Source organism: Bacillus sp. MYb209 (genome assembly GCF_002975175.1).
Lineage (GTDB): Bacteria > Bacillota > Bacilli > Bacillales > Bacillaceae_G > Bacillus_A.
On the sequence record NZ_PCNZ01000002.1, the window covers coordinates 260,159 to 279,309 of the forward strand.

Sequence of the window (19,151 nt, forward strand, 5' to 3'; positions counted from 1 at the left end):
TTATGGGGATGGAGCTCAATTTAAGAGAATGGATGGGAAAAGAAAAGGATCATTCGATTTCATATAGTACGTATATGAACCTCGTATTATATGCAGAGGAACATGGGTATTATATGAGAGAACGTGAAAAAATTGGAAGACAGGGAGATTTTTTTACGAGTAGCAATGTATCTTCTGTATTTGCGAAGACTTTTGCTAAGTTTTTTATTCGGCTTGTTGAAAAGGGAGAAGTTTCTCCAAATATTTGTGAGATTGGTGGGGGAACAGGAAAGTTTGCCTATGATGTTTTACAAGAATGGAAACAATTGTCTCCGGAAACCTTTGTAAATTTAAACTATTCAATTATTGAAGTGAGCCCTTTTCATAGAAGGCTACAACAGGAGAGGCTTTGCTTATTTGATAATGTGTCGTATTATACATCTTATATTGAAATGGGAGAGTCTTTCGAAGGAATTATTTTTTCGAATGAATTATTTGATGCATTTCCTGTTGAGATAGTTGAGAAAAGAAATGGAATTTTGTATGAAGTACGTATCACGTATACAGATGAGGGAAACCTTACAGAAGTATTTAGACCGATAGAGAAAAGAGTCGGTCGTTACTTATTGAAATATAACATTCATATTGCTGAGGGACAGCGTTTTGAAGTGCCTATTGCAATGGAAGAGTATATAGAAGAGATTGCGAAATGGTTTCAGAAAGGTATATGTATTACAGTTGATTATGGATATACAAAAGAAGAATGGATGCATCCTGCACATCGTGAAGGAAGTTTAAGAGGATATTATAAGCACAAGCTAATTCGTAATCCTCTTGCATATCCAGGAGAAATGGACCTTACTACGCATGTTCATTGGGATGAGTTGAAGATGAATTTTGAGCTACAAGGAATTAATACGATATGGCATAGGAAGCAATCAGAGTTTTTGTTAGCAGCAGGAATATTAGATCAGCTTGCTAGCCATCAAGATACCAACCCTTTTTCTGAAACTCAAAAACTAAATAGAGCTATTCGCTCTATGATTTTGAACGGAGGATTAGGTAATGCTTTCGATGTTGTTATACACACGAAAGATATGAAGAATTTACTTTTGAATCAATATTTAACAATATGAAAAAAACAAGACACAGTATTTTCTGTGTCTTGTTTTTTAATACGACTTTTAATTATGTAGCATTATATATTTTCTCTCATGATATATATTTATATTAAAGATATGAGATGAAAAATATAGAATACGCTCTTTTTCTCTGTCTATAGGTCCCTAACCTAATAATACGCGAACGAGTTGAATAATTGTTTCGTTTTCTACTTTGTAGTAAATTTCCAATCCTTTTCTTTCACTAGAAACGATTTTAGCACTTTTTAACTTTGCTAAATGCTGTGAAATTGTAGATTGTGGCATGTTTAAGCCTGTGTACATTGTAGAAACGTTGCTTGGGCCACGTTCAATTAATCCCTTTACAATACATAAGCGAACAGGATGAGCAAGCACTTTCAATAATTCTGCATTGCTTTCATATAGTTCTATTTCTTTTTGAAAGGTTTCTAACATGTTCTTTTCCACCTCCGTGTGAGCTGTTATACCATACTATACATACCAAAAAATCAAAGAAAAGAAAACAGTTGTTGCAGAAAAAAAGTCCTAAAGTAAAGAAATTGTAAGAAAAGAGACCCTGATGTAAATAAAATAGATAAATTTGAACAGTTTTGTAAAATGACATTTTTGGGTGAAAATTTTGATGCGTTTCAAAAATTGAAAGATATAGATATATTCGTAACACAATTTTATCATGATTTTCTTATTCTTTCAAATGAATATACGAAATTTTTAAAATAATATGACAAAGGAATTATAATGTTATATATAGAATATATAACAGGTTAAAAGAAAAGAAGCTGATTATGATTAGCTTCTTTATGGTGATAAAGAAATGTTTGGATGTAACTGATAAATCTTAGAATAATCAAGTCATTAGTCATTTATTCTAGAGTTCATCTTTTATCAACTTTAAAAATCTGTGGTTCCATATATTCTCATAAAAATCAATTGTCTCTTTTGCAGACATAAATGAATTATTCAAAGTAGAGGTTGCTTTCTGTACCATGAAGTTTTCGTATCCTAGTCCGTGGGCAAATTTAATCGTAGCATCCATACAGTATTCTGTTTGGGCGCCGCAAAATTCAATGCGATGTACAGATAATTTTTCTAAAATCTCTTTTAAGTTTGTTTTATAAAATGAATTTGCATGTGTTTTTCTTACAAAGAAATCTTGTTCCTGAACATCTAGATTGGTATGAATATCCCAAGGTTCTTTTTCGGGTACTAAATCATCATCACAATGTTGAACAAAAATGATTGGTTTATTTGATTTTCTGTATGAAGAAATTCTTTTATTTACTTTTGTAAGCAAGTTTTGTAAATCAAATAAATGCTCTCCGCTATAACATACCCCATTTTGTAAATCGATAACGATTAAAATATCTGCACAAGTATCCATTATTTTTACCCCTTTTTTATTTCTTAATATATCAATTAATCCATTACTTGGAAATAGATGATATACTTTTATTTTTTAATGAACTATACAAAAAGAAAAAACATTAAAATGAATATGCTAGACAGCATAAAAAGAAGATATGAAAACTTAATTTCATATCTTCTTTTCTCTCTATGCATTTACCGGTTCTTCTACATAAGAAAGAGCATTTTCAAAATCGGATATTAAATCGTTAACATTTTCAAGGCCGACTGATAAGCGAAGTAATGAATTCGAAATGCCCCTTTCATCACGAGCTTCTTGTGATAAAGCCGCATGTGACATTTTAGCTGGATAGGAAAGAATTGACTCGACGGCTCCTAAACTAACTGCAAAAACAGGTAATTTTACTTTCGATAAAAATTGGCGGAGTGCATCTTCTGACTGCAGAGTAAAAGATAAGACAGCTCCAGCGGATGTCGCTTGAGATTGTTGAATGTTATAGCCAAGATGTGATTGAAATCCAGGGTAATAGACATTTTGAACTTTAGAGTGCTCCTGTAAAAAATGTGCGATTTTGTTGGCACCTGCAGCTGAATGTTCGAGACGTACATGCAATGTTTTAATGCCGCGAAGTACGAGAGAACAATCTTGAGGTCCTAAAATAGCACCAAAAGCATTTTGTAGAAATCCGAGCTTTTGAGCGAGTTCTTCATCTTTTACGACAGCTAATCCGGCGGTGACATCGCTATGACCAGCAATAAATTTTGTTGCACTATGAAGAACGACATCAGCGCCAAGATCAAGCGGTTTTTGAAATAGTGGTGTCAAAAATGTATTATCTACAAAAGTAAGAGCATCAATTGATTTCGCTAATTCACAAACGGCACGAATATTCGTGACTTTTAATAGCGGATTAGAAGGTGTTTCGATGTAAAAGAGCTTTGTATTCGATTTAATATTTTGCTTCACTTCTTCTAAATTGGTCATATCAACAAATGTATGTGAAACACCGTAACGGGAGAGAACTTCAGTTATAATTCGGTAAGTGCCTCCATATACGTCTTCTGAAATGAGTACGTGATCGCCTTGTGAAAGAAGGAGAAATGCAGTAGAAATTGCTGCAATACCTGATGCAAAGGCGAATCCTTTTGTCCCGCCTTCTAATAAAGCAATGATATCTTCAAGAGCTTCACGTGTCGGATTTCCAGATCGACTATAGTCGTACTTTCCGAAAGCATCTACATCAAACTGATGAAATGTTGATGTGTTATAGATGGGAACGTTAACAGCTCCTGTGTGTGTGTCATGCTTGTATTGATTATGCAGTAAAAGCGTATCTATGGAATAACTCATATTCTTACACCTTCTTTTACAATTTTAATTGCTTGCTTTAAGTCTTGAATTAAATCATTGCTATTTTCGATGCCGACTGAAAAACGGAGAAGACGATTACACACACCACGTGCTGTTCGAACTTCTTCAGGAATATCGGCATGAGTTTGCGTTGCTGGATAAGTCATTAAACTTTCGACGCCGCCAAGACTTTCAGCAAATGTAATTAAGGATAAAGATTGTAAGAAAGGATTAATCCAAGTTTCATCTTGAAGGCGAAATGAAATCATACCACCTCTTCCTGGATAAAATACATCTGTCACACCATCTTCATCATTTAAATAAGCAACAATTGCATGAGCATTTTCTTCATGCTGTTTCATGCGAAGTGCTAAAGTTTTCATGCCTCGAATTAATAGCCATGAATCAAACGGGCTTAAGACAGCACCAGAGGCATTATGATAATGAGCAAGCTCCTCGCAAAGAGATTTCCCTTTCGCAACGACAAGTCCGCTTAGTACATCGTTATGCCCGCCTAAATATTTAGTTGCGCTATGAAGGACGATGTTTGCACCTTCTGTTAATGGTTGCTGTATATAAGGTGTATAGAACGTGTTATCTACAATAAGAAGTAGTCCGTGCCTTTTCGCTACACTTGCTACATTGGCGATATCAGTTACTTGCATTAATGGATTAGTCGGTGTTTCTATGAAAATAGCCTTCGTTTGAGATGTGATTGCTTGCTCAATTTGTTTAATAGATTGTGTATCTACGTATCTACATCGAATATTCCACTTGTCTTCATGTTCGGAAAATAGACGATATGTTCCTCCGTATAAGTCTTCAGATACGATAAGCTCATCTCCGGAACGGAATAGTGAAAGGACAAGGAGGACAGCCGCCATTCCTGAGCTACAGGCATACCCTTGCTCACCGATTTCTAAATCTGCAATTGCCTGTTCTAAAAGACCGCGAGTCGGATTTCCAGTTCTTGAATAGTCAAAGCCAGTAGATTTACCAATTCCTTCGTGACGATAAGCAGTTGAGAAATAAACAGGTGGATTAACAGTTCCTGTTGTAGCTTCGCTACGGTTCCCGATTTGTGCTAGTTTTGTTTCGATTGTTGACATGTGAAAATTCCCCCTTTTTAAAGTGAACGACTAAGTGAATTTAAAATAAAAAAAGCCTTCTAAGAAGAAGGCTTTCGGTTTGAATAGAGTCTTCTTCTCATCTGTCAAATCTTTCACAATTTGCTGGAATTAGCACCTTATTAACGAATGAATGTTAATGGTTGCTGAGGCGTCATAGGGCCAGTCCCTCTACCTCTCTAGATAAGAATGTTCGTATGAAATTTTTATTATGTTTTTAACTTTACAACAAAAGATAATTGAATTGCAACTTTATTTTAAATTATTTTTATTTTTCCGCAAGTGTCATTGACTTTTATTTTTGTGCATGCTAAATTTATTAAAAAATTAACAGACATTGTTAAAAGGGGAACGTATTTCCTTTTAGCTACATAAATAAAATAATAAAGACAAACTCTTATTGAGAGCGGTGGAGGGAAAGGCCCTGTGAAACCCGGCAACCTGCAAACTAAATGTTTGAAACGGTGCTAAAACCTGCAAAACGTGTGTTTTGCATAATAAGAGGAGGAACAATTATGTCCCCCTCTTCAAAGTGAAGAGGGGGTTTTTATATTGATAGAAATGAGGGAGATTCGTGAAATTACTAGATTTATTATCAAAAGGAATTGTAATAGGTGATGGAGCAGTTGGAACTTTATTACATTCGCATGGTTTACAAAGTAGTTTTGAAGAATTGAATTTGTCTGATCCGGACTTAATTATATCGATCCATAAACAATATGTAGCTGCTGGAGCGGATGTTATTCAAACGAATACGTATGGTGCGAATGAAGCGAAACTCCGCATGTATGGTCTAGAAAATCAAGTTGTCCAAATTAATAAAGCGGCAGTGAATATTGCGAAAGCATCGGTAACAGAGCGGAATGCAATTGTAGGGACAATTGGAGGTATGAAACATATTGGTGCTGTTACAACGACTGATATAGAGCGAGAATTTATGTTACTTGAGCAGGCAGGTGCTTTACTAGAAGAACAGGTTGATGGATTACTATTAGAAACTTTTTATGATGAATTTGAATTATTGCATGCCGTTAAAGTATTGCGTAAACAAACGAATATTCCGATTGTTGCTCAGTTAGCGTTACATGAGGCAGGTACGACTCAAAATGGGAATGATGTCAATGAAATATTAAAACAGCTTTTAGATTACGGTGCCAATGTTGTTGGATTGAACTGTCAACTGGGGCCACTTCATATGACGGAAGCTTTCAAAATGATATCGATTCCTCAAAATGGCTATTTATCAGCATATCCGAATGCAGGTCTTCCGAATTATGTGGAGGGGCGTTACGTATATGAGGGAAGTCCAGCATATTTTGAAGAGATGACACCAAAATTTATTGAACAAGGTATTCGTTTATTAGGTGGTTGTTGTGGTACTACCCCGGAACATATTGAAGGAATGAAACGTGCTATTGCAAATGTTGTACCTGTAATAGCAAAGGAGACGATTCAAAGGCCTACAGTGGTCCATACACATGAGAAGCGTTCGAGAGCTCATGTTACTCTCGCAGAGAAGGCAAAGAAACAAACGACAGTTGTAGTGGAATTAGATCCACCGAAAACTTTAGACACGCAGCGATTTTTTGAAGGGGCAAGAGCACTGAAAAGGGCTGGAGCGGATGCTATTACTCTAGCAGATAATTCATTAGCATCTCCTCGCGTTTCGAATATGGCTATGGGTGCATTATTAACGAAGCATGATATTCCGGTATTGACGCATTTAACGTGTAGAGATCATAACGTCATTGGACTGCAGTCTCATTTACTTGGATTATCAGCATTAGGTATGGAGGAAGTGTTAGCTTTAACTGGTGATCCAGCGCGCGTTGGTGATTTTCCAGGTGCAACTTCTGTATATGATTTGTCATCTATAGAGCTAATTAAAATGATTAAAGAGATGAACGACGGTCGCTCTATTTTAGGGAAATCAATTGGTCCGGCAACAAGATTTTCTGTCGGAGGGGCATTCAATCCTCATGTAAGGCATTTAAAAGCAGCGGTAAAACGAATGGAACGAAAAATTGATGCTGGAGCAGAATATTTCTTAACTCAGCCAATTTATGATGTAGCTTTAATTAAAGAAGTATACGAAGCGACAAAGCATTTGGAAGAACCTATCTTTATTGGAATTATGCCGTTAGTAAGTAAGCTGAACGCAGATTTTCTTCATTTTGAAGTGCCAGGTATTACTCTCCCTGAAGAGATAAGACAAAGAATGGATGGACATGAAACGAAAGAGGCAGCCATAGAGGAAGGAATTCGTATTTCACAAGAATTGATCGATGCGGCGATGAAATACTTTAACGGTATTTATCTTATTACACCGTTTTTAAAATATGAAATTACAGAACATCTCGTGAAATATGTGAGAGAAAAGCAAGAAGTGAAAGAAGGTATTAATTGATGAAACGAATAGAAGAGAGATTACAACATGAAATTTTAATATTAGATGGTGCAATGGGAACGATGATTCAGCAAGAAGATCTAACGGCAGAAGATTTCGGAGGAGAAGAATACGAAGGTTGTAATGAATATTTAGTGAAAACAAGACCAGACGTTATTTTAAATATTCATAAAGCCTATATTGAGGCTGGCGCCGATATTATTGAAACGAATACATTTGGCGCGACGAATATTGTATTAAGTGATTATGCATTGTCTCATTTAGATGAAGAGTTAAACGAAAGGGCAGCGTTTTTGGCGAAGCAAGCGGTTAAAGAAAGCGGGAAAGAAGTGTATGTTGCGGGAGCAATGGGACCAACAACGAAAGCAATTAGTGTTACAGGCGGTGTGACTTTTGAAGAGTTAATCGAAGCGTATACAAGGCAAGTGAGAGGGTTATTAAGAGGAGAAGTTGATGTATTGCTCGTTGAGACGAGTCAAGATATGCGTAATGTGAAAGCTGCTTACCTTGGAATTCAATCGGCGTTTGAAGAACTAAACAAAATAGTACCCATTATGATTTCCGGAACAATTGAACCGATGGGAACGACGTTAGCGGGTCAAATGATCGAAGCCTTTTATTTATCGGTAGAGCATATGAAGCCGTTATCGGTTGGATTAAACTGTGCTACTGGTCCGGAATTTATGAGGGAACATATTCGTTCTCTATCTGATTTATCGGAGTGTTATATTTCTTGTTATCCAAATGCTGGTCTTCCTGATGAAGATGGGCATTATCATGAATCTCCGGCGTCACTTGCTGAAAAAGTGAAGCGTTTTGCTGAAGAAGGATGGATTAATATTATTGGTGGTTGTTGTGGCACAACACCAGAACATATAAGTGCAATGAAATTAGCGCTTGCCTCGATTAATCCTCGTGAGCATCATGAAAGGGTTGGACATGGAATTAGTGGGCTAGAAGCGTTACAATACGATGATTCTATGAGGCCTTTATTTGTTGGAGAAAGGACGAATGTAATTGGCTCGCGTAAGTTTAAAAGATTAGTAGCAGAAGGGAAATTTGAAGAGGCTGCTGAAGTGGCAAGAGCGCAAGTGAAGAAAAATGCTCATATTATTGATATTTGTATGGCAGACCCTGATCGTGATGAAATAGAAGATATGGAAAGATTCTTGGCAGAAGTTACGAAAGTGTTAAAAGTACCGATTATGATTGATTCAACAGATGAAAATGTTATGGCGAAAGCTCTTACTTATATTCAAGGAAAAGGTGTTATCAATTCTATTAATTTAGAGGATGGAGAAGAACGTTTTGAAAAAGTGACCCCCCTTCTTCGGAAATACGGTGCTGCGATAGTTGTAGGGACAATTGATGAAGATGGTATGGCAGTTAGTGCAGAAAGAAAGATAGAGATTGCTAAAAGAAGCTATGAATTACTAACGAAGAAGTATGGTATACGCCCATCTGATATTATTTTTGATGCGCTTGTGTTTCCTGTAGGAACAGGTGATGAAGAATATATAGGTTCAGCGGCAGCGACTATAGAAGGAATTCGTCTTATTAAAGAAGCGTTACCAGAATGTTTAACGATTCTAGGTGTGAGTAACATATCTTTTGGTTTACCACCAGCTGGACGTGAAGTATTAAACTCTGTCTTTCTATACCATGCAACGAAAGCAGGATTAGATTATGCGATTGTTAACACGGAAAAATTAGAGCGCTATGCGTCAATTCCAGAGGAAGAAAAACGTCTTGCGGATGCATTATTATTTGAAACGACGAAAGAGACGTTAGAAAAATTTACAAACTTTTATCGTGTTGCCAAAAAGAAAGAAGTCGCTACACAAGAAACGCTAACGCTTGATGAACGACTGGCAAACTATATTGTAGAAGGTACGAAGCAAGGACTACAAGAAGATTTAAGTCTCGCGCTTACAGAAGGACGAAAACCTCTGGATATTATTAATGGTCCACTTATGACAGGAATGGATGAGGTGGGGCGATTATTTAATGGTAATGAGCTTATCGTTGCTGAAGTATTGCAAAGTGCTGAAAGTATGAAAGCTGCCGTAAGTTATCTAGAGCCACATATGGAATCTAGTGATAGTGCAAAAAAAGGGAAAGTATTATTAGCGACTGTAAAAGGTGACGTACATGATATTGGGAAAAACCTCGTTGAAATTATTTTATCAAATAACGGATATGAAATTATTAATTTAGGAATTAATGTTCGTTCGGATCGAATTGTTCAAGAAGTACAAGAAAAGAAACCTGATATTATTGGTCTTTCTGGTTTGTTAGTAAAATCAGCGCAACAAATGGTAACGACTGCCGAAGATTTAAAAGCGGCAAATATTGATATTCCAATTGTTGTAGGTGGTGCAGCACTAACGAGGAAATTTACAGATAATCGTATTTCTCCATCTTATAAAGGGCTCGTATGCTATGCAAGTGATGCAATGACAGGTCTTGATATTATTAACAAATTACAAAAAGAAGAAGAACGTGAAAAGATGAAGCAAGATAAAAAGGAACGCCATCTTCATATTGTGAAACAAGAGGAGAAAAAAGTAGAAATTCCAGCAGTTATTGAGCCGTTGCCAAAAGCAGCTGTTATGATACCAGATTCGACGAAACGAGTTGTATTACGGGATATTCCTACCCTTCATCTTGCACCGTTTTTAAATAGACAAATGTTAATTGGACACCACCTTGGGTTAAAAGGAAACGTAAAAAAACTCCTGCAAGAAGGGGATAAAAGAGCGCATGAGCTAAATGATTTAATTGATGAATTATTACAAGAAGGACAATCTTGGTTACGTCCAAAAGCGGTTTATCAATTTTTCCCGGCGCAAAGTGATGGACAAAATATAATTATATACGATCCGGAAGATCACACACGTATCATAGAGCGATTTGAATTTCCGAGACAAGGGAAAGCACCATACCGTACTTTAGGAGATTATATACGCCCTATTGGAGATGAGATGGATTATGTCGCTTTCTTATCTGTTACCGTTGGGGAAGGGGTTCGGGACATTGCTGAAGAGTGGAAGGCGAAGGGTGATTATTTACGCAGTCACGCCATTCAATCGTTAGCTCTTGAATTAGCAGAAGGACTTGCTGAAAAAACACATATGCTTATTCGTGACCGCTGGGGCATTCCAGACTCACCTGAACTGACGATGGAAGAACGTTTCCGTACGAAATATAGAGGAATACGCGTGTCATTTGGTTATCCAGCTTGTCCAGAACTTGCTGACCAAGAAAAATTATTTCGCTTAATTCATCCAGAGGAAATAGGTATTACATTAACAGAAGGATTTATGATGGAGCCAGAAGCATCTGTAACGGCTATGGTATTTTCTCACCCTGAGGCAAGATATTTTAGTGTACTATAGTGTAGAAGGGGGAGACGTATGAAAAAAATAGTCTTTACAGGTGGCGGTTCGGCAGGACATGTAACACCTAATTTAGCAATTATTCCACATTTACAAAAGCAGAACTGGGATATCTCTTATATTGGTTCTCATCAAGGGATTGAGAAAACGATTATAGAAAAAGAAGGAATTCCGTACCATAGTATTGCAAGCGGAAAGCTACGTCGTTATTTTGATTTAAAAAATATAAAAGATCCTTTTCTCGTGATGAAGGGTGTTATGGATGCGTACGTAACAATTCGTAAACTAAAACCGGATGTTATTTTTTCCAAAGGTGGTTTCGTATCTGTACCAGTCGTAATTGGAGGATGGTTAAACAGGGTGCCAGTTTTGCTACATGAATCTGATATGACACCTGGACTAGCAAATAAAATTGCGCTCCGTTTTGCCTCGAAAATATTTGTTACATTTGAAGAAGCTGCGAAGCACTTACCGAAAGAGAAAGTATTATATACAGGATCACCAGTACGTGAAGAAGTACTAAGAGGAAATCTTGAAAAAGGTTTAAAGTTTCTAGGGTTTTCCCGTAAGAAATCAGTTATTACTGTTATGGGAGGAAGTTTAGGAGCAAAGAAAATTAATGAAACTGTTCGATCGGCACTTCCAGATCTTCTGAAAAATTATCAAATTGTGCATCTTTGCGGAAAAGGGAATCTTGATGAATCCTTACAAAATAAAGAAGGATATAGACAATTTGAATATGTACATGGAGAGTTGCCGGATATATTAGCAGCAACAGATTTTGTTATTTCACGTGCGGGATCCAATGCGATTTTTGAATTTTTAACAATGCAAAAGCCGATGGTTTTAATTCCGTTATCGAAATTTGCAAGTCGTGGAGATCAAATTTTAAATGCTGAATCTTTTGAAAGACAAGGGTATGCATCGGTATTATATGAAGAGGATGTAACGGTGAACTCGCTTATAAAGCATATAGAAGAGCTATATAGTAATAATGAGACGTATAAAACAGCATTAAAAAAATATAATGGAAAAGAAGCGATTAAAACTATCATTCAACATATTTCAGAGGCATGATTATACAATCATGTCTTTTTTAATAGGATGAAAGATTCCAAGAATTGATATTTTTATGTTACAATAACAAATGGTTAATAGGGAAATTCCAATTGATTAAGCGTGAAAATACGAATGGATTAGGAGTGACTGTGTTGGAGCTAAGTCTCTATGAAAATACTGCACTTATTATATGCTTTGTGTTGTACGTTGGCAGTGTTATTGTTTATATTTCACGGAAATTTTCACAAGAACGAGAGCTTGAAAAATCAGAAATAACAGCTGAACTAGAAATGTTAGCTGATGAAAGTTATAAAAAGCAAAAAATAAAAGAAGACCATGAAGCATCCCATCATTTAAACGCAAATAAGTTCTAAAGATGGGTTTTTTTTGAAAAAATCCCATTAACGCTAAAAAAGGAGTTTCCCCATACATATTTAAGGAGTGGATATAAATGAAGTTTTATATTGCTTCGGGATTTCAAAATAAACATCTTGTACGTTTCGTTTCAAGCCAGTTGAAAGAAGTGGGATGGCAGCATACATATGATTGGACGAAAAATGAAAGAGCAACCAATAGAGAACAATTGCAAAAGATTGGTGAAGAAGAACAAAAGGCGATACGAGAAGCTGATGTCTTCTTACTCATACTAGAGGGTGGGAATGGAAGTCATACAGAGTTAGGGATGGCAATTGCTTTAGAAAAGAAAATTTATATATATCACAAGGACAATGAATTGCAAACTACGTTTTACCATTTACAAGAAGTTGATGTTTTTGAAGGAGAAATTGAGGGGCTTGTCTCATATATATTGAATAAAGTGGAATGTTAGACGTGGGAATGTAGCCAGAAATATTTCTTGCAAAAAAGAGTGAAGGTTACCATTAGTCTATTTTGGGCACAGTTATTATAAGTAAAGTATATAAAGGAGTTATACATATGAAATTAGAAAATGGATGGGAAACAAGTTTTTTAGAAGTTGTACAAAACAGTGAATTTAAGAAAGATGCAATTCTTAGTCAATTGCTTTTTGCGGATAGTGAAGAAGTAGAAGAGCTTGTTGATGATTACGGTTATGAAGAGATTATTGAACGTGAACATGATGATGAGTTAGCAGGAATTTTAGGAGAAGAACTTTTTAGTGAGATGGAGCGAAACGTATTCTTATCTTCACAGCCAGAAGAAAAACTTATTTCATTCGTAAATGGATTAGGTTTTCATGTGTTAGATTGGATCGTGCTTCTTGAAACAGAATTTGGCATTGATAGCGCAAATTTCACATCGGATGCAGTGAAAATGTTAGAAAAGCGTTTTAGACAGTTCCCATATATAGAAGAGAAGACAATTTTTGATATGACGTTTGGAGAAGCAATGGATGTATTAGAGTCTGTAACAGGTTTGCATTTAAAAGAAAAGATGGGTGTTTAAAAAAAGAACGTGATAGCTTCACGTTCTTTTTTTTTACATAATAATAATTTTATCATCTAGCTTTGTTTGTCCAGTAAGAAGTGCATTTAAATACTCTACTTTTCGTATGCAAGCTTGTATATGTCTTTCAACCTCTTGTAACTCTGCTTGGTGATGCGTTTCAATTGGATGAATTTGTACGTTGAATTTTTCGAATTGACTACTATATGTTATTTCTGCATAGCCGTTCATAATATCGGTTTCGTTATGAAATAAAAATTGCTTCGTTTCTTCACAGAATGATACATCCTGAAAGCCATATACTTTTAATGCTTCAATTACTTTTTTAATCATTTTTGTATTCATTTTTTAACCCTCTTTACGAAGTTCTACTTATATATTATAACATAAAAAATTACGTAGAAAGCGCTTCCAAGTGTATTTTATTATAAACTTTACGTTTCAATCATAAAAATGAAACAAAGAAAAAATAATTGTAAAGAAGGAAGGACTCTTTTATTGTTTCGTCATATATATAGAGAAATAGTGCAATGAAAGGAAATTTTCCGAGGTGGAGATTGTATTTCCAATTTGAGCGCAGTAAAAGAGGTGAGAATCTTGAACTTTGATATTGTAGGACAAAAAGCATATATAAAAGATGGGCCGCATCGGAACCGAATTGGAACTGTAAAGAAAAATGAAAAACAATTAGAAACCCACTTTGCTATTGTAATTGGGGAACAAAGTATTGCTGTAGAGCTAAAGGATATCGTGTTAGTTGGAGTAGATGTAGGACAATTTCATAAATGGTGCGAGCAAAATGGTTATTTGTAAAAGGACGGGCTTTGAGATAATGAAATATATTTGAGAAAAAGAGAATATGTTATTGTATTCTCTTTTTCCATGTTTAAGGAGTCGGAAATGAAGTATAAAGAACAAGAGTTTACATTGGAGTTAAAAGAGCAACTAGAAGAATACTTAGCGTGATAACTTTCAAAGTAAGATGTATAGAGATGGAATATAATGAAAAAGACGCTAACAGTTTATTATGTTAGCGTCCTTTTTTATTATGAAGCAATTTCCCCAGTTTTTACATCGTCTTGATTGTACGTATCTTGATCTAATTCACCAAGCCATTTACTAGAAATAAGACCAGCTGTCATAGAACCACTTACGTTAAGAGCTGTACGGCCCATATCGATTAATGGCTCAACCGATATAACAAGAGCGACAATGCCGATTGGTAAGTTCATTGTAGATAGTACGATTAACGCTGCGAATGTTGCACCGCCACCAACGCCGGCAACACCGAATGAGCTAATAGCAACGACAGCGATTAAAGTTAAAATAAATTGTGGTTGTAATGGATCAATTCCTACAGTTGGAGCGACCATCATTGCAAGCATTGCTGGATAAATACCTGCGCAACCGTTTTGACCGATAGATACCCCGAATGAAGCTGCAAAGTTTGCGATACCCTCGGAAATACCAAGTTTTTCTTTTTGAGCTTCAATGTTTAATGGCATTGCACCAGCGCTAGAGCGAGAAGTGAAGGCAAATGTTAATACCGGGAACACCTTTTTCAAATATTGAATTGGATTTAAACCAGATAGAGCAATTAATAATAAGTGAATAACGAACATTACGATAAGTGCTACGTAAGACGCTAACACGAAGTTACCAAGTTTTAAAATAGCGTTAATATCGCTACCAGCAACTGTCTTTGCCATAAGAGCTAATACGCCGTATGGAGTAAGACGTAAAATTAATGTTACCATGCGCATTACGATTGCATACACAGCATCAAGCATCTTCTTAAATAGCTCTGCTTGTTCTGGATATTTTCGTTTTACACCGATAAAGGCGATACCGATAAAGGCTGCAAATATTACAACAGAAATTGTTGATGTTGGCCGAGCGCCTGTTAAATCAAGAAACGGATTTGTAGGCAACAATTCTAATAATTTGTCTGGAATTGTTGTCTTTTCGATAGAAGTAAATCTTTCTTCAACTAGCTTCAGACGAGCAGATTCTGCATCACCTTGTTGTAAACCTGTTGCTGATACATCAAATCCTGCGCTTGCAGCTATACCGACAGCTGCGGCAATTCCTGTAGTAAGAATTAAAATTCCGATAATAAGACCACTGATTTTACCAAGATTTTTCGTTAACTGTAATTTTGTAAATGCTGAAATAATAGATACTAAAATAAGTGGCATAACAATCATTTGAAGTAATTTTACATAACCGTTACCAATTAAACTAAACCAGTTATTTGATTCGATAATTACTTTAGAAGTAGGCTCATAAATAAATTGTAATATAAGACCGAATATAATTCCGACTCCTAAAGCAGTAAATACACGTTTATTAAAAGATACATGCTTACGTTGCATATAATATAATACGCCAACTAAAATGAGCATGACGGCAACGTTAATTCCGACAAGCAGTGTATTCATGGTAATTCCCCCTAATTCCAATGTGTTATATAGAATATAAGGTAACAAAACCTATAAGTCAACTAGGAAATCGCGGAATTAAAAAAAAGATGGCAAATTGCCATCTTTTAATGTCCAGCTCCAGGGACAAGTAAAAATGTTGTGTACCATGTAAATCCGATGAAGAAAACGGTTAAATATGCCCCGAATACGTATATATACATACGCTCTGTTAATTTTAAATAGCTTAAAAGTACGAAGAAACCTGTTTGTCCTAAAAATAGTAGTGCTGCTGAATTCATATCCCCTACGTAAAACATAACCGAGAAAATTCCAGTCCAAAAGCCGAGAACGCGAAACATGCGCTCCATGCCATCTCCCTCCTTTTCTAAAAAAAGTAAAACCTCTTTTCATTATAGTTTATTTTTCTAACTATTGTAAATATTCATTCACATAAAAGAAAGAAGCCAATTATAATATTGACTTCTTCTTAGTTGAAAAACTAAATTTGAACTTTATAGTTACAAGATTTGCATCCATCTAGTAGACTATCGTTTCGTGTTAATTCCACGTTCGGGAATAGGATTTCAAAAATCCCTTTCATCATATCTCCGTGCATATTACAAATTTCAGTCGGATGATGTGCAGCAACTTCTTTAAACGGACAATTGTGTACATCATAGAAAATTTTTGTGCCATCCGTACTTATTTCAAAAGCAGGAGATAAACCAGCTGTTGAGAATGCTTCTTTTGCGATTTGCATTTTTTGTTCTATCGTCAATGCTTCTGCACTTACATTTAAGCGATGCATATGTTGTTGCATTAATTCTTTGCCGAATTGTTTCCCTGTTTCATATAGCGCTTTTTCACCAGCGCTACCTAAGCTTAGCAGTGAATTAAATGCTATCTGCGCTAATAATTGATAATCGCGAAATGGGAATTGTAACTGGATGACATCTTGAGACAAGACGTATAGTCTGCTTGGTCTGCCGCCTTTCCCAGTTTTTTTTGTTTCTGATTTGAGCATATTAACATCTTCTAATTTAGATAAATGTAAACGCGCTACGTTTGGATGAATGTTAAACTCATCTGCAATTTCTTGTACAGTTACGTAATTATGCTTTTGAGAAATATATTTATAAATGTAATAACGAGTAGGGTCAGATAACACACCTGTAATTTTTAAAGCTTGTTCCATTAGGATCTCCACCTTTATCACTTTATCCAAGATATTAACATTATAATACAGATAAACTTCTATATAGGTAATTTCAGACAATAGTTCGGAAATTGTTCATAATTTCACAAACATATTTTTCCTTTTTCTCTTAGTGAAAATACAAAATTCTTAATTTTTCTTGTGCATTTTTTCATGATATATACATAGTGAGGAGGGAAACTTGATGAATAGTGTCGAGCTTTTTGCAAATATGATTATGAAAGAAGCTTGTAGGGTGCAAGCATCAGACTTACATATTGTGCCCAGGCAGAAGGATGTGGCGATTCAATTACGTATAGGGAAAGATTTAATTACGAAACGGTGTATTGAAAAGGAATTTGGAGAAAAGCTTGTTTCGCACTTTAAGTTTTTAGCATCAATGGATATAGGAGAGAGGAGAAAGCCTCAAAATGGTTCATTATATTTGCAAATTGATGGATCAGAAGTGTATTTATGCCTTTCAACCCTTCCAACAGTATATCAAGAAAGTCTAGTTATTCGCCTCCATTTACAAGCATCTGTTCAGCCGTTGTCTCATCTTTCGTTATTTCCAAGTACAGCGGAAAAATTACTCTCTTTTTTAAAGCATCCGCATGGGTTACTCGTATTTACTGGGCCGACTGGTTCTGGAAAAACAACAACAATGTATGCGTTATTAGAAGTAGCTAGAAAATGGCAAACACGTCGCATCGTTACACTTGAAGATCCAGTTGAGAGAAGAAAAGACGGTTTATTACAAATTCAAATAAATGAAAAAGCTGGTATCACATATGAAACGGGATTAAAGGCTATTTTGCGTCACGATCCAGATATTATTTTAGTTGGCGAAATTCGTGATGAAGAAACAGAAAAAGTAGCTGTAAGAGCCAGTCTGACGGGACATTTAGTGATGACAACCTTGCATACAAATGATGCGAAAGGAGCGATACTACGATTTATGGATTATGGTATTACAAGGCAAGAAATTGAACAATCATTATTAGCTGTAGCTGCTCAGCGACTCGTTGAATTAAAATGTCCATTTTGCAGAGGGAAATGTTCAACTTTATGTAAATCAATGAGGCAAGTAAGGCAGGCGAGCATTTATGAACTGTTATATGGATACGAATTAAAACAAGCGATTAAAGAAGCAAGTGGAGAACATGTTACGTATCACTATGAAACGTTGGAATCGTCGGTGCGAAAAGGGTATGCTTTAGGCTTTTTAGAAGAAGATGTATATGTTTAAGGGAAAATGGAGTTTAAGTGATCAAGTATCATTATGGAAAAGATTAAGTGATTTATTAGAGAAAGGTTACTCACTTTTGCAGGCACTAGAATTTTTGCAGTTTCAACTACCATTAGGGAAGAAATTACAGTTACAGCGTATGATCGAGGGATTGAAAAATGGACAAAGTTTGCACGCTTCTTTTCACCAATTAATGTTTCATCCAGAGGTGCTAAGTTATTTGTTTTATGCAGAGCGACACGGTGACATTTCTTTTGCTTTGCAACAAGGGAGCGTACTTCTTTACAAGAAAGATAAATATAGGAAAGATATGATGAAAGTGATGCGATATCCTATGTTTTTATCATTTTTTTTAATGATTATGCTTTCTGTTTTTAACCTCATTTTATTGCCTCAGTTTGAAATGATGTATAGTTCTTTACGTTCTACAGCATCACCACTTACGGAGCAAATTTTAGTTGCAATTAAATTATTACCTTACTTCATTTATATCATTTTTCTTATCGTTATAACGGGATTTAGTTTATATATTTTTTATTTCCGAAAACTTCCGCCTACTCAAAAGGTAAAGATTATGATCCGTATTCCCCTTATGAAAACCTTACTTATTTTAAAGCATTCGCATTATTTTTCCGCTCAATTAAGTGGTTTATTACACGGTGGATTGTCGGTACACGAAGCATTAACAATAATGATGAAGCAAAAGTATCATCCGTTCTTTCAGTATGAAGCAGCCCGAATTGAGCGGCAATTAATTGCAGGAGAACCGTTACAATCTATTATTGATAAAAGCGGTTATTACGAGAAAGAACTTTCTTATATCATTACGCATGGACAAGCAAACGGTAATTTAGCAAATGAGCTTGGTGATTACAGTGAGCTCATTATTGAAAAGGTAGAACAAAAAATTAAACGTATGTTGTTTGTGATTCAACCCATTTTATTTACATGTCTTGGGGTTATAGTCATTTTGATGTACTTAGCGATGATTATGCCGATGTTTCAAATGATGAATTCTATTTAGGGGGCAT

General features: G+C 35.6%; 18 protein-coding genes and 2 riboswitches. Of the genes, 10 read left to right on the forward strand and 8 right to left on the reverse strand.

Features of this window, described 5'->3' with window-relative positions; genetic code table 11:
- Nucleotides 1–2 precede the first annotated feature (2 nt).
- Entirely contained in the window at nt 3–1,115 is a 1,113-nt protein-coding gene (locus CQZ94_RS04915) for a class I SAM-dependent methyltransferase (protein WP_105584495.1), read from the forward strand.
- A gap of 150 nt (nt 1,116–1,265) precedes the next feature.
- On the opposite strand, the gene CQZ94_RS04920 is transcribed toward CQZ94_RS04915, so the two are convergent.
- The 4 genes from CQZ94_RS04920 to metI all read right to left on the reverse strand — a co-directional run bounded on the left by CQZ94_RS04920 (nt 1,266) and on the right by metI (nt 4,946).
- The gene (locus tag CQZ94_RS04920; protein WP_000894375.1) at nt 1,266–1,556 is read right to left on the reverse strand and encodes an ArsR/SmtB family transcription factor; all 291 of its coding nucleotides are present in this window, start codon (nt 1,554–1,556) and stop codon (nt 1,266–1,268) included.
- Between the two features lie 433 nt (nt 1,557–1,989).
- Nucleotides 1,990–2,502, reverse strand: coding sequence for a cysteine hydrolase family protein (locus CQZ94_RS04925; RefSeq protein ID WP_105584496.1), 513 nt, complete (start codon nt 2,500–2,502; stop codon nt 1,990–1,992).
- Nucleotides 2,503–2,673: 171 nt separating this feature from the next.
- Nucleotides 2,674–3,837, reverse strand: a complete 1,164-nt coding sequence (gene metC, locus CQZ94_RS04930) for a cystathionine beta-lyase (protein ID WP_105584497.1) — start codon at nt 3,835–3,837, stop codon at nt 2,674–2,676.
- The gene (gene metI, locus CQZ94_RS04935; protein WP_105584498.1) at nt 3,834–4,946 is read right to left on the reverse strand and encodes a cystathionine gamma-synthase/O-acetylhomoserine thiolyase; all 1,113 of its coding nucleotides are present in this window, start codon (nt 4,944–4,946) and stop codon (nt 3,834–3,836) included. The genes metC and metI overlap by 4 nt, the downstream gene beginning before the upstream one ends.
- A gap of 94 nt (nt 4,947–5,040) precedes the next feature.
- Nucleotides 5,041–5,154, reverse strand: a riboswitch (SAM riboswitch).
- Nucleotides 5,155–5,358: 204 nt separating this feature from the next.
- A riboswitch (SAM riboswitch) is annotated at nt 5,359–5,468 on the forward strand.
- A 70-nt stretch (nt 5,469–5,538) separates the two neighbouring features.
- Here metI and CQZ94_RS04940 point away from each other — a divergent pair.
- From CQZ94_RS04940 to CQZ94_RS04965, 6 genes are all read left to right on the forward strand, one after another.
- On the forward strand, nt 5,539–7,371 hold the full coding sequence (locus tag CQZ94_RS04940) for a bifunctional homocysteine S-methyltransferase/methylenetetrahydrofolate reductase (RefSeq protein ID WP_105584499.1): 1,833 nt from the start codon (nt 5,539–5,541) through the stop codon (nt 7,369–7,371).
- Complete coding sequence (metH, locus tag CQZ94_RS04945) at nt 7,371–10,769, forward strand: methionine synthase (RefSeq protein ID WP_105584500.1); 3,399 nt, start codon at nt 7,371–7,373, stop codon at nt 10,767–10,769. The genes CQZ94_RS04940 and metH overlap by 1 nt, the downstream gene beginning before the upstream one ends.
- Before the next feature lie 18 nt (nt 10,770–10,787).
- Complete coding sequence (locus tag CQZ94_RS04950; RefSeq protein WP_105584501.1) at nt 10,788–11,846, forward strand: undecaprenyldiphospho-muramoylpentapeptide beta-N-acetylglucosaminyltransferase; 1,059 nt, start codon at nt 10,788–10,790, stop codon at nt 11,844–11,846.
- Nucleotides 11,847–11,941: 95 nt separating this feature from the next.
- Nucleotides 11,942–12,202: a DUF3966 domain-containing protein gene (locus CQZ94_RS04955; RefSeq protein WP_000817964.1), complete on the forward strand. Its 261-nt coding sequence runs from the start codon at nt 11,942–11,944 to the stop codon at nt 12,200–12,202.
- A 77-nt stretch (nt 12,203–12,279) separates the two neighbouring features.
- The gene (locus tag CQZ94_RS04960; RefSeq protein WP_105584502.1) at nt 12,280–12,657 is read left to right on the forward strand and encodes a nucleoside 2-deoxyribosyltransferase; all 378 of its coding nucleotides are present in this window, start codon (nt 12,280–12,282) and stop codon (nt 12,655–12,657) included.
- A 107-nt stretch (nt 12,658–12,764) separates the two neighbouring features.
- On the forward strand, nt 12,765–13,253 hold the full coding sequence (locus tag CQZ94_RS04965; protein WP_142395750.1) for a hypothetical protein: 489 nt from the start codon (nt 12,765–12,767) through the stop codon (nt 13,251–13,253).
- Nucleotides 13,254–13,286: 33 nt separating this feature from the next.
- On the opposite strand, the gene CQZ94_RS04970 is transcribed toward CQZ94_RS04965, so the two are convergent.
- The gene (locus CQZ94_RS04970) at nt 13,287–13,598 is read right to left on the reverse strand and encodes a hypothetical protein (RefSeq protein WP_105584504.1); all 312 of its coding nucleotides are present in this window, start codon (nt 13,596–13,598) and stop codon (nt 13,287–13,289) included.
- Between the two features lie 252 nt (nt 13,599–13,850).
- On the opposite strand from CQZ94_RS04970, the gene CQZ94_RS04975 reads away from it, so the two are divergent.
- Nucleotides 13,851–14,066 carry a DUF3912 family protein gene (locus tag CQZ94_RS04975; RefSeq protein WP_002111839.1) on the forward strand — a complete coding sequence of 72 codons (216 nt, stop codon included), beginning with the start codon at nt 13,851–13,853 and terminating at the stop codon, nt 14,064–14,066.
- A gap of 233 nt (nt 14,067–14,299) precedes the next feature.
- Here CQZ94_RS04975 and CQZ94_RS04980 read toward each other — a convergent pair whose 3' ends face one another.
- The 3 genes from CQZ94_RS04980 to CQZ94_RS04990 all read right to left on the reverse strand — a co-directional run bounded on the left by CQZ94_RS04980 (nt 14,300) and on the right by CQZ94_RS04990 (nt 16,871).
- The gene (locus CQZ94_RS04980) at nt 14,300–15,694 is read right to left on the reverse strand and encodes an L-cystine transporter (RefSeq protein WP_105584505.1); all 1,395 of its coding nucleotides are present in this window, start codon (nt 15,692–15,694) and stop codon (nt 14,300–14,302) included.
- Between the two features lie 107 nt (nt 15,695–15,801).
- Entirely contained in the window at nt 15,802–16,044 is a 243-nt protein-coding gene (locus CQZ94_RS04985; RefSeq protein WP_105584506.1) for a DUF2626 domain-containing protein, read from the reverse strand.
- Nucleotides 16,045–16,175: 131 nt separating this feature from the next.
- Entirely contained in the window at nt 16,176–16,871 is a 696-nt protein-coding gene (locus tag CQZ94_RS04990; protein ID WP_105584507.1) for a helix-turn-helix transcriptional regulator, read from the reverse strand.
- Nucleotides 16,872–17,076: 205 nt separating this feature from the next.
- On the opposite strand from CQZ94_RS04990, the gene comGA reads away from it, so the two are divergent.
- Nucleotides 17,077–18,120, forward strand: coding sequence for a competence type IV pilus ATPase ComGA (comGA, locus tag CQZ94_RS04995; RefSeq protein WP_105584508.1), 1,044 nt, complete (start codon nt 17,077–17,079; stop codon nt 18,118–18,120).
- Nucleotides 18,107–19,144, forward strand: a complete 1,038-nt coding sequence (gene comGB, locus CQZ94_RS05000) for a competence type IV pilus assembly protein ComGB (protein ID WP_105584509.1) — start codon at nt 18,107–18,109, stop codon at nt 19,142–19,144. The genes comGA and comGB overlap by 14 nt, the downstream gene beginning before the upstream one ends.
- The last annotated feature ends 7 nt before the right edge of the window (nt 19,145–19,151 follow it).

What these genes read in the sequence shown, in the direction of transcription:
- CQZ94_RS04950 (WP_105584501.1), top strand. Translation starts at nt 10,788, where the DNA reads ATGAAAAAAATAGTCTTTACAGGTGGCGGTTCGGCAGGACATGTAACA.
- CQZ94_RS04920 (WP_000894375.1), bottom strand. Translation starts at nt 1,556, where the DNA reads ATGTTAGAAACCTTTCAAAAAGAAATAGAACTATATGAAAGCAATGCA.
- CQZ94_RS04915 (WP_105584495.1), top strand. Translation starts at nt 3, where the DNA reads ATGGGGATGGAGCTCAATTTAAGAGAATGGATGGGAAAAGAAAAGGAT.
- CQZ94_RS04990 (WP_105584507.1), bottom strand. Translation starts at nt 16,871, where the DNA reads ATGGAACAAGCTTTAAAAATTACAGGTGTGTTATCTGACCCTACTCGT.
- CQZ94_RS04970 (WP_105584504.1), bottom strand. Translation starts at nt 13,598, where the DNA reads ATGAATACAAAAATGATTAAAAAAGTAATTGAAGCATTAAAAGTATAT.
- metH (WP_105584500.1), top strand. Translation starts at nt 7,371, where the DNA reads ATGAAACGAATAGAAGAGAGATTACAACATGAAATTTTAATATTAGAT.
- comGB (WP_105584509.1), top strand. Translation starts at nt 18,107, where the DNA reads ATGTATATGTTTAAGGGAAAATGGAGTTTAAGTGATCAAGTATCATTA.
- CQZ94_RS04925 (WP_105584496.1), bottom strand. Translation starts at nt 2,502, where the DNA reads ATGGATACTTGTGCAGATATTTTAATCGTTATCGATTTACAAAATGGG.
- CQZ94_RS04960 (WP_105584502.1), top strand. Translation starts at nt 12,280, where the DNA reads ATGAAGTTTTATATTGCTTCGGGATTTCAAAATAAACATCTTGTACGT.
- comGA (WP_105584508.1), top strand. Translation starts at nt 17,077, where the DNA reads ATGAATAGTGTCGAGCTTTTTGCAAATATGATTATGAAAGAAGCTTGT.
- metI (WP_105584498.1), bottom strand. Translation starts at nt 4,946, where the DNA reads ATGTCAACAATCGAAACAAAACTAGCACAAATCGGGAACCGTAGCGAA.
- metC (WP_105584497.1), bottom strand. Translation starts at nt 3,837, where the DNA reads ATGAGTTATTCCATAGATACGCTTTTACTGCATAATCAATACAAGCAT.
- CQZ94_RS04965 (WP_142395750.1), top strand. Translation starts at nt 12,765, where the DNA reads ATGAAATTAGAAAATGGATGGGAAACAAGTTTTTTAGAAGTTGTACAA.
- CQZ94_RS04985 (WP_105584506.1), bottom strand. Translation starts at nt 16,044, where the DNA reads ATGGAGCGCATGTTTCGCGTTCTCGGCTTTTGGACTGGAATTTTCTCG.
- CQZ94_RS04980 (WP_105584505.1), bottom strand. Translation starts at nt 15,694, where the DNA reads ATGAATACACTGCTTGTCGGAATTAACGTTGCCGTCATGCTCATTTTA.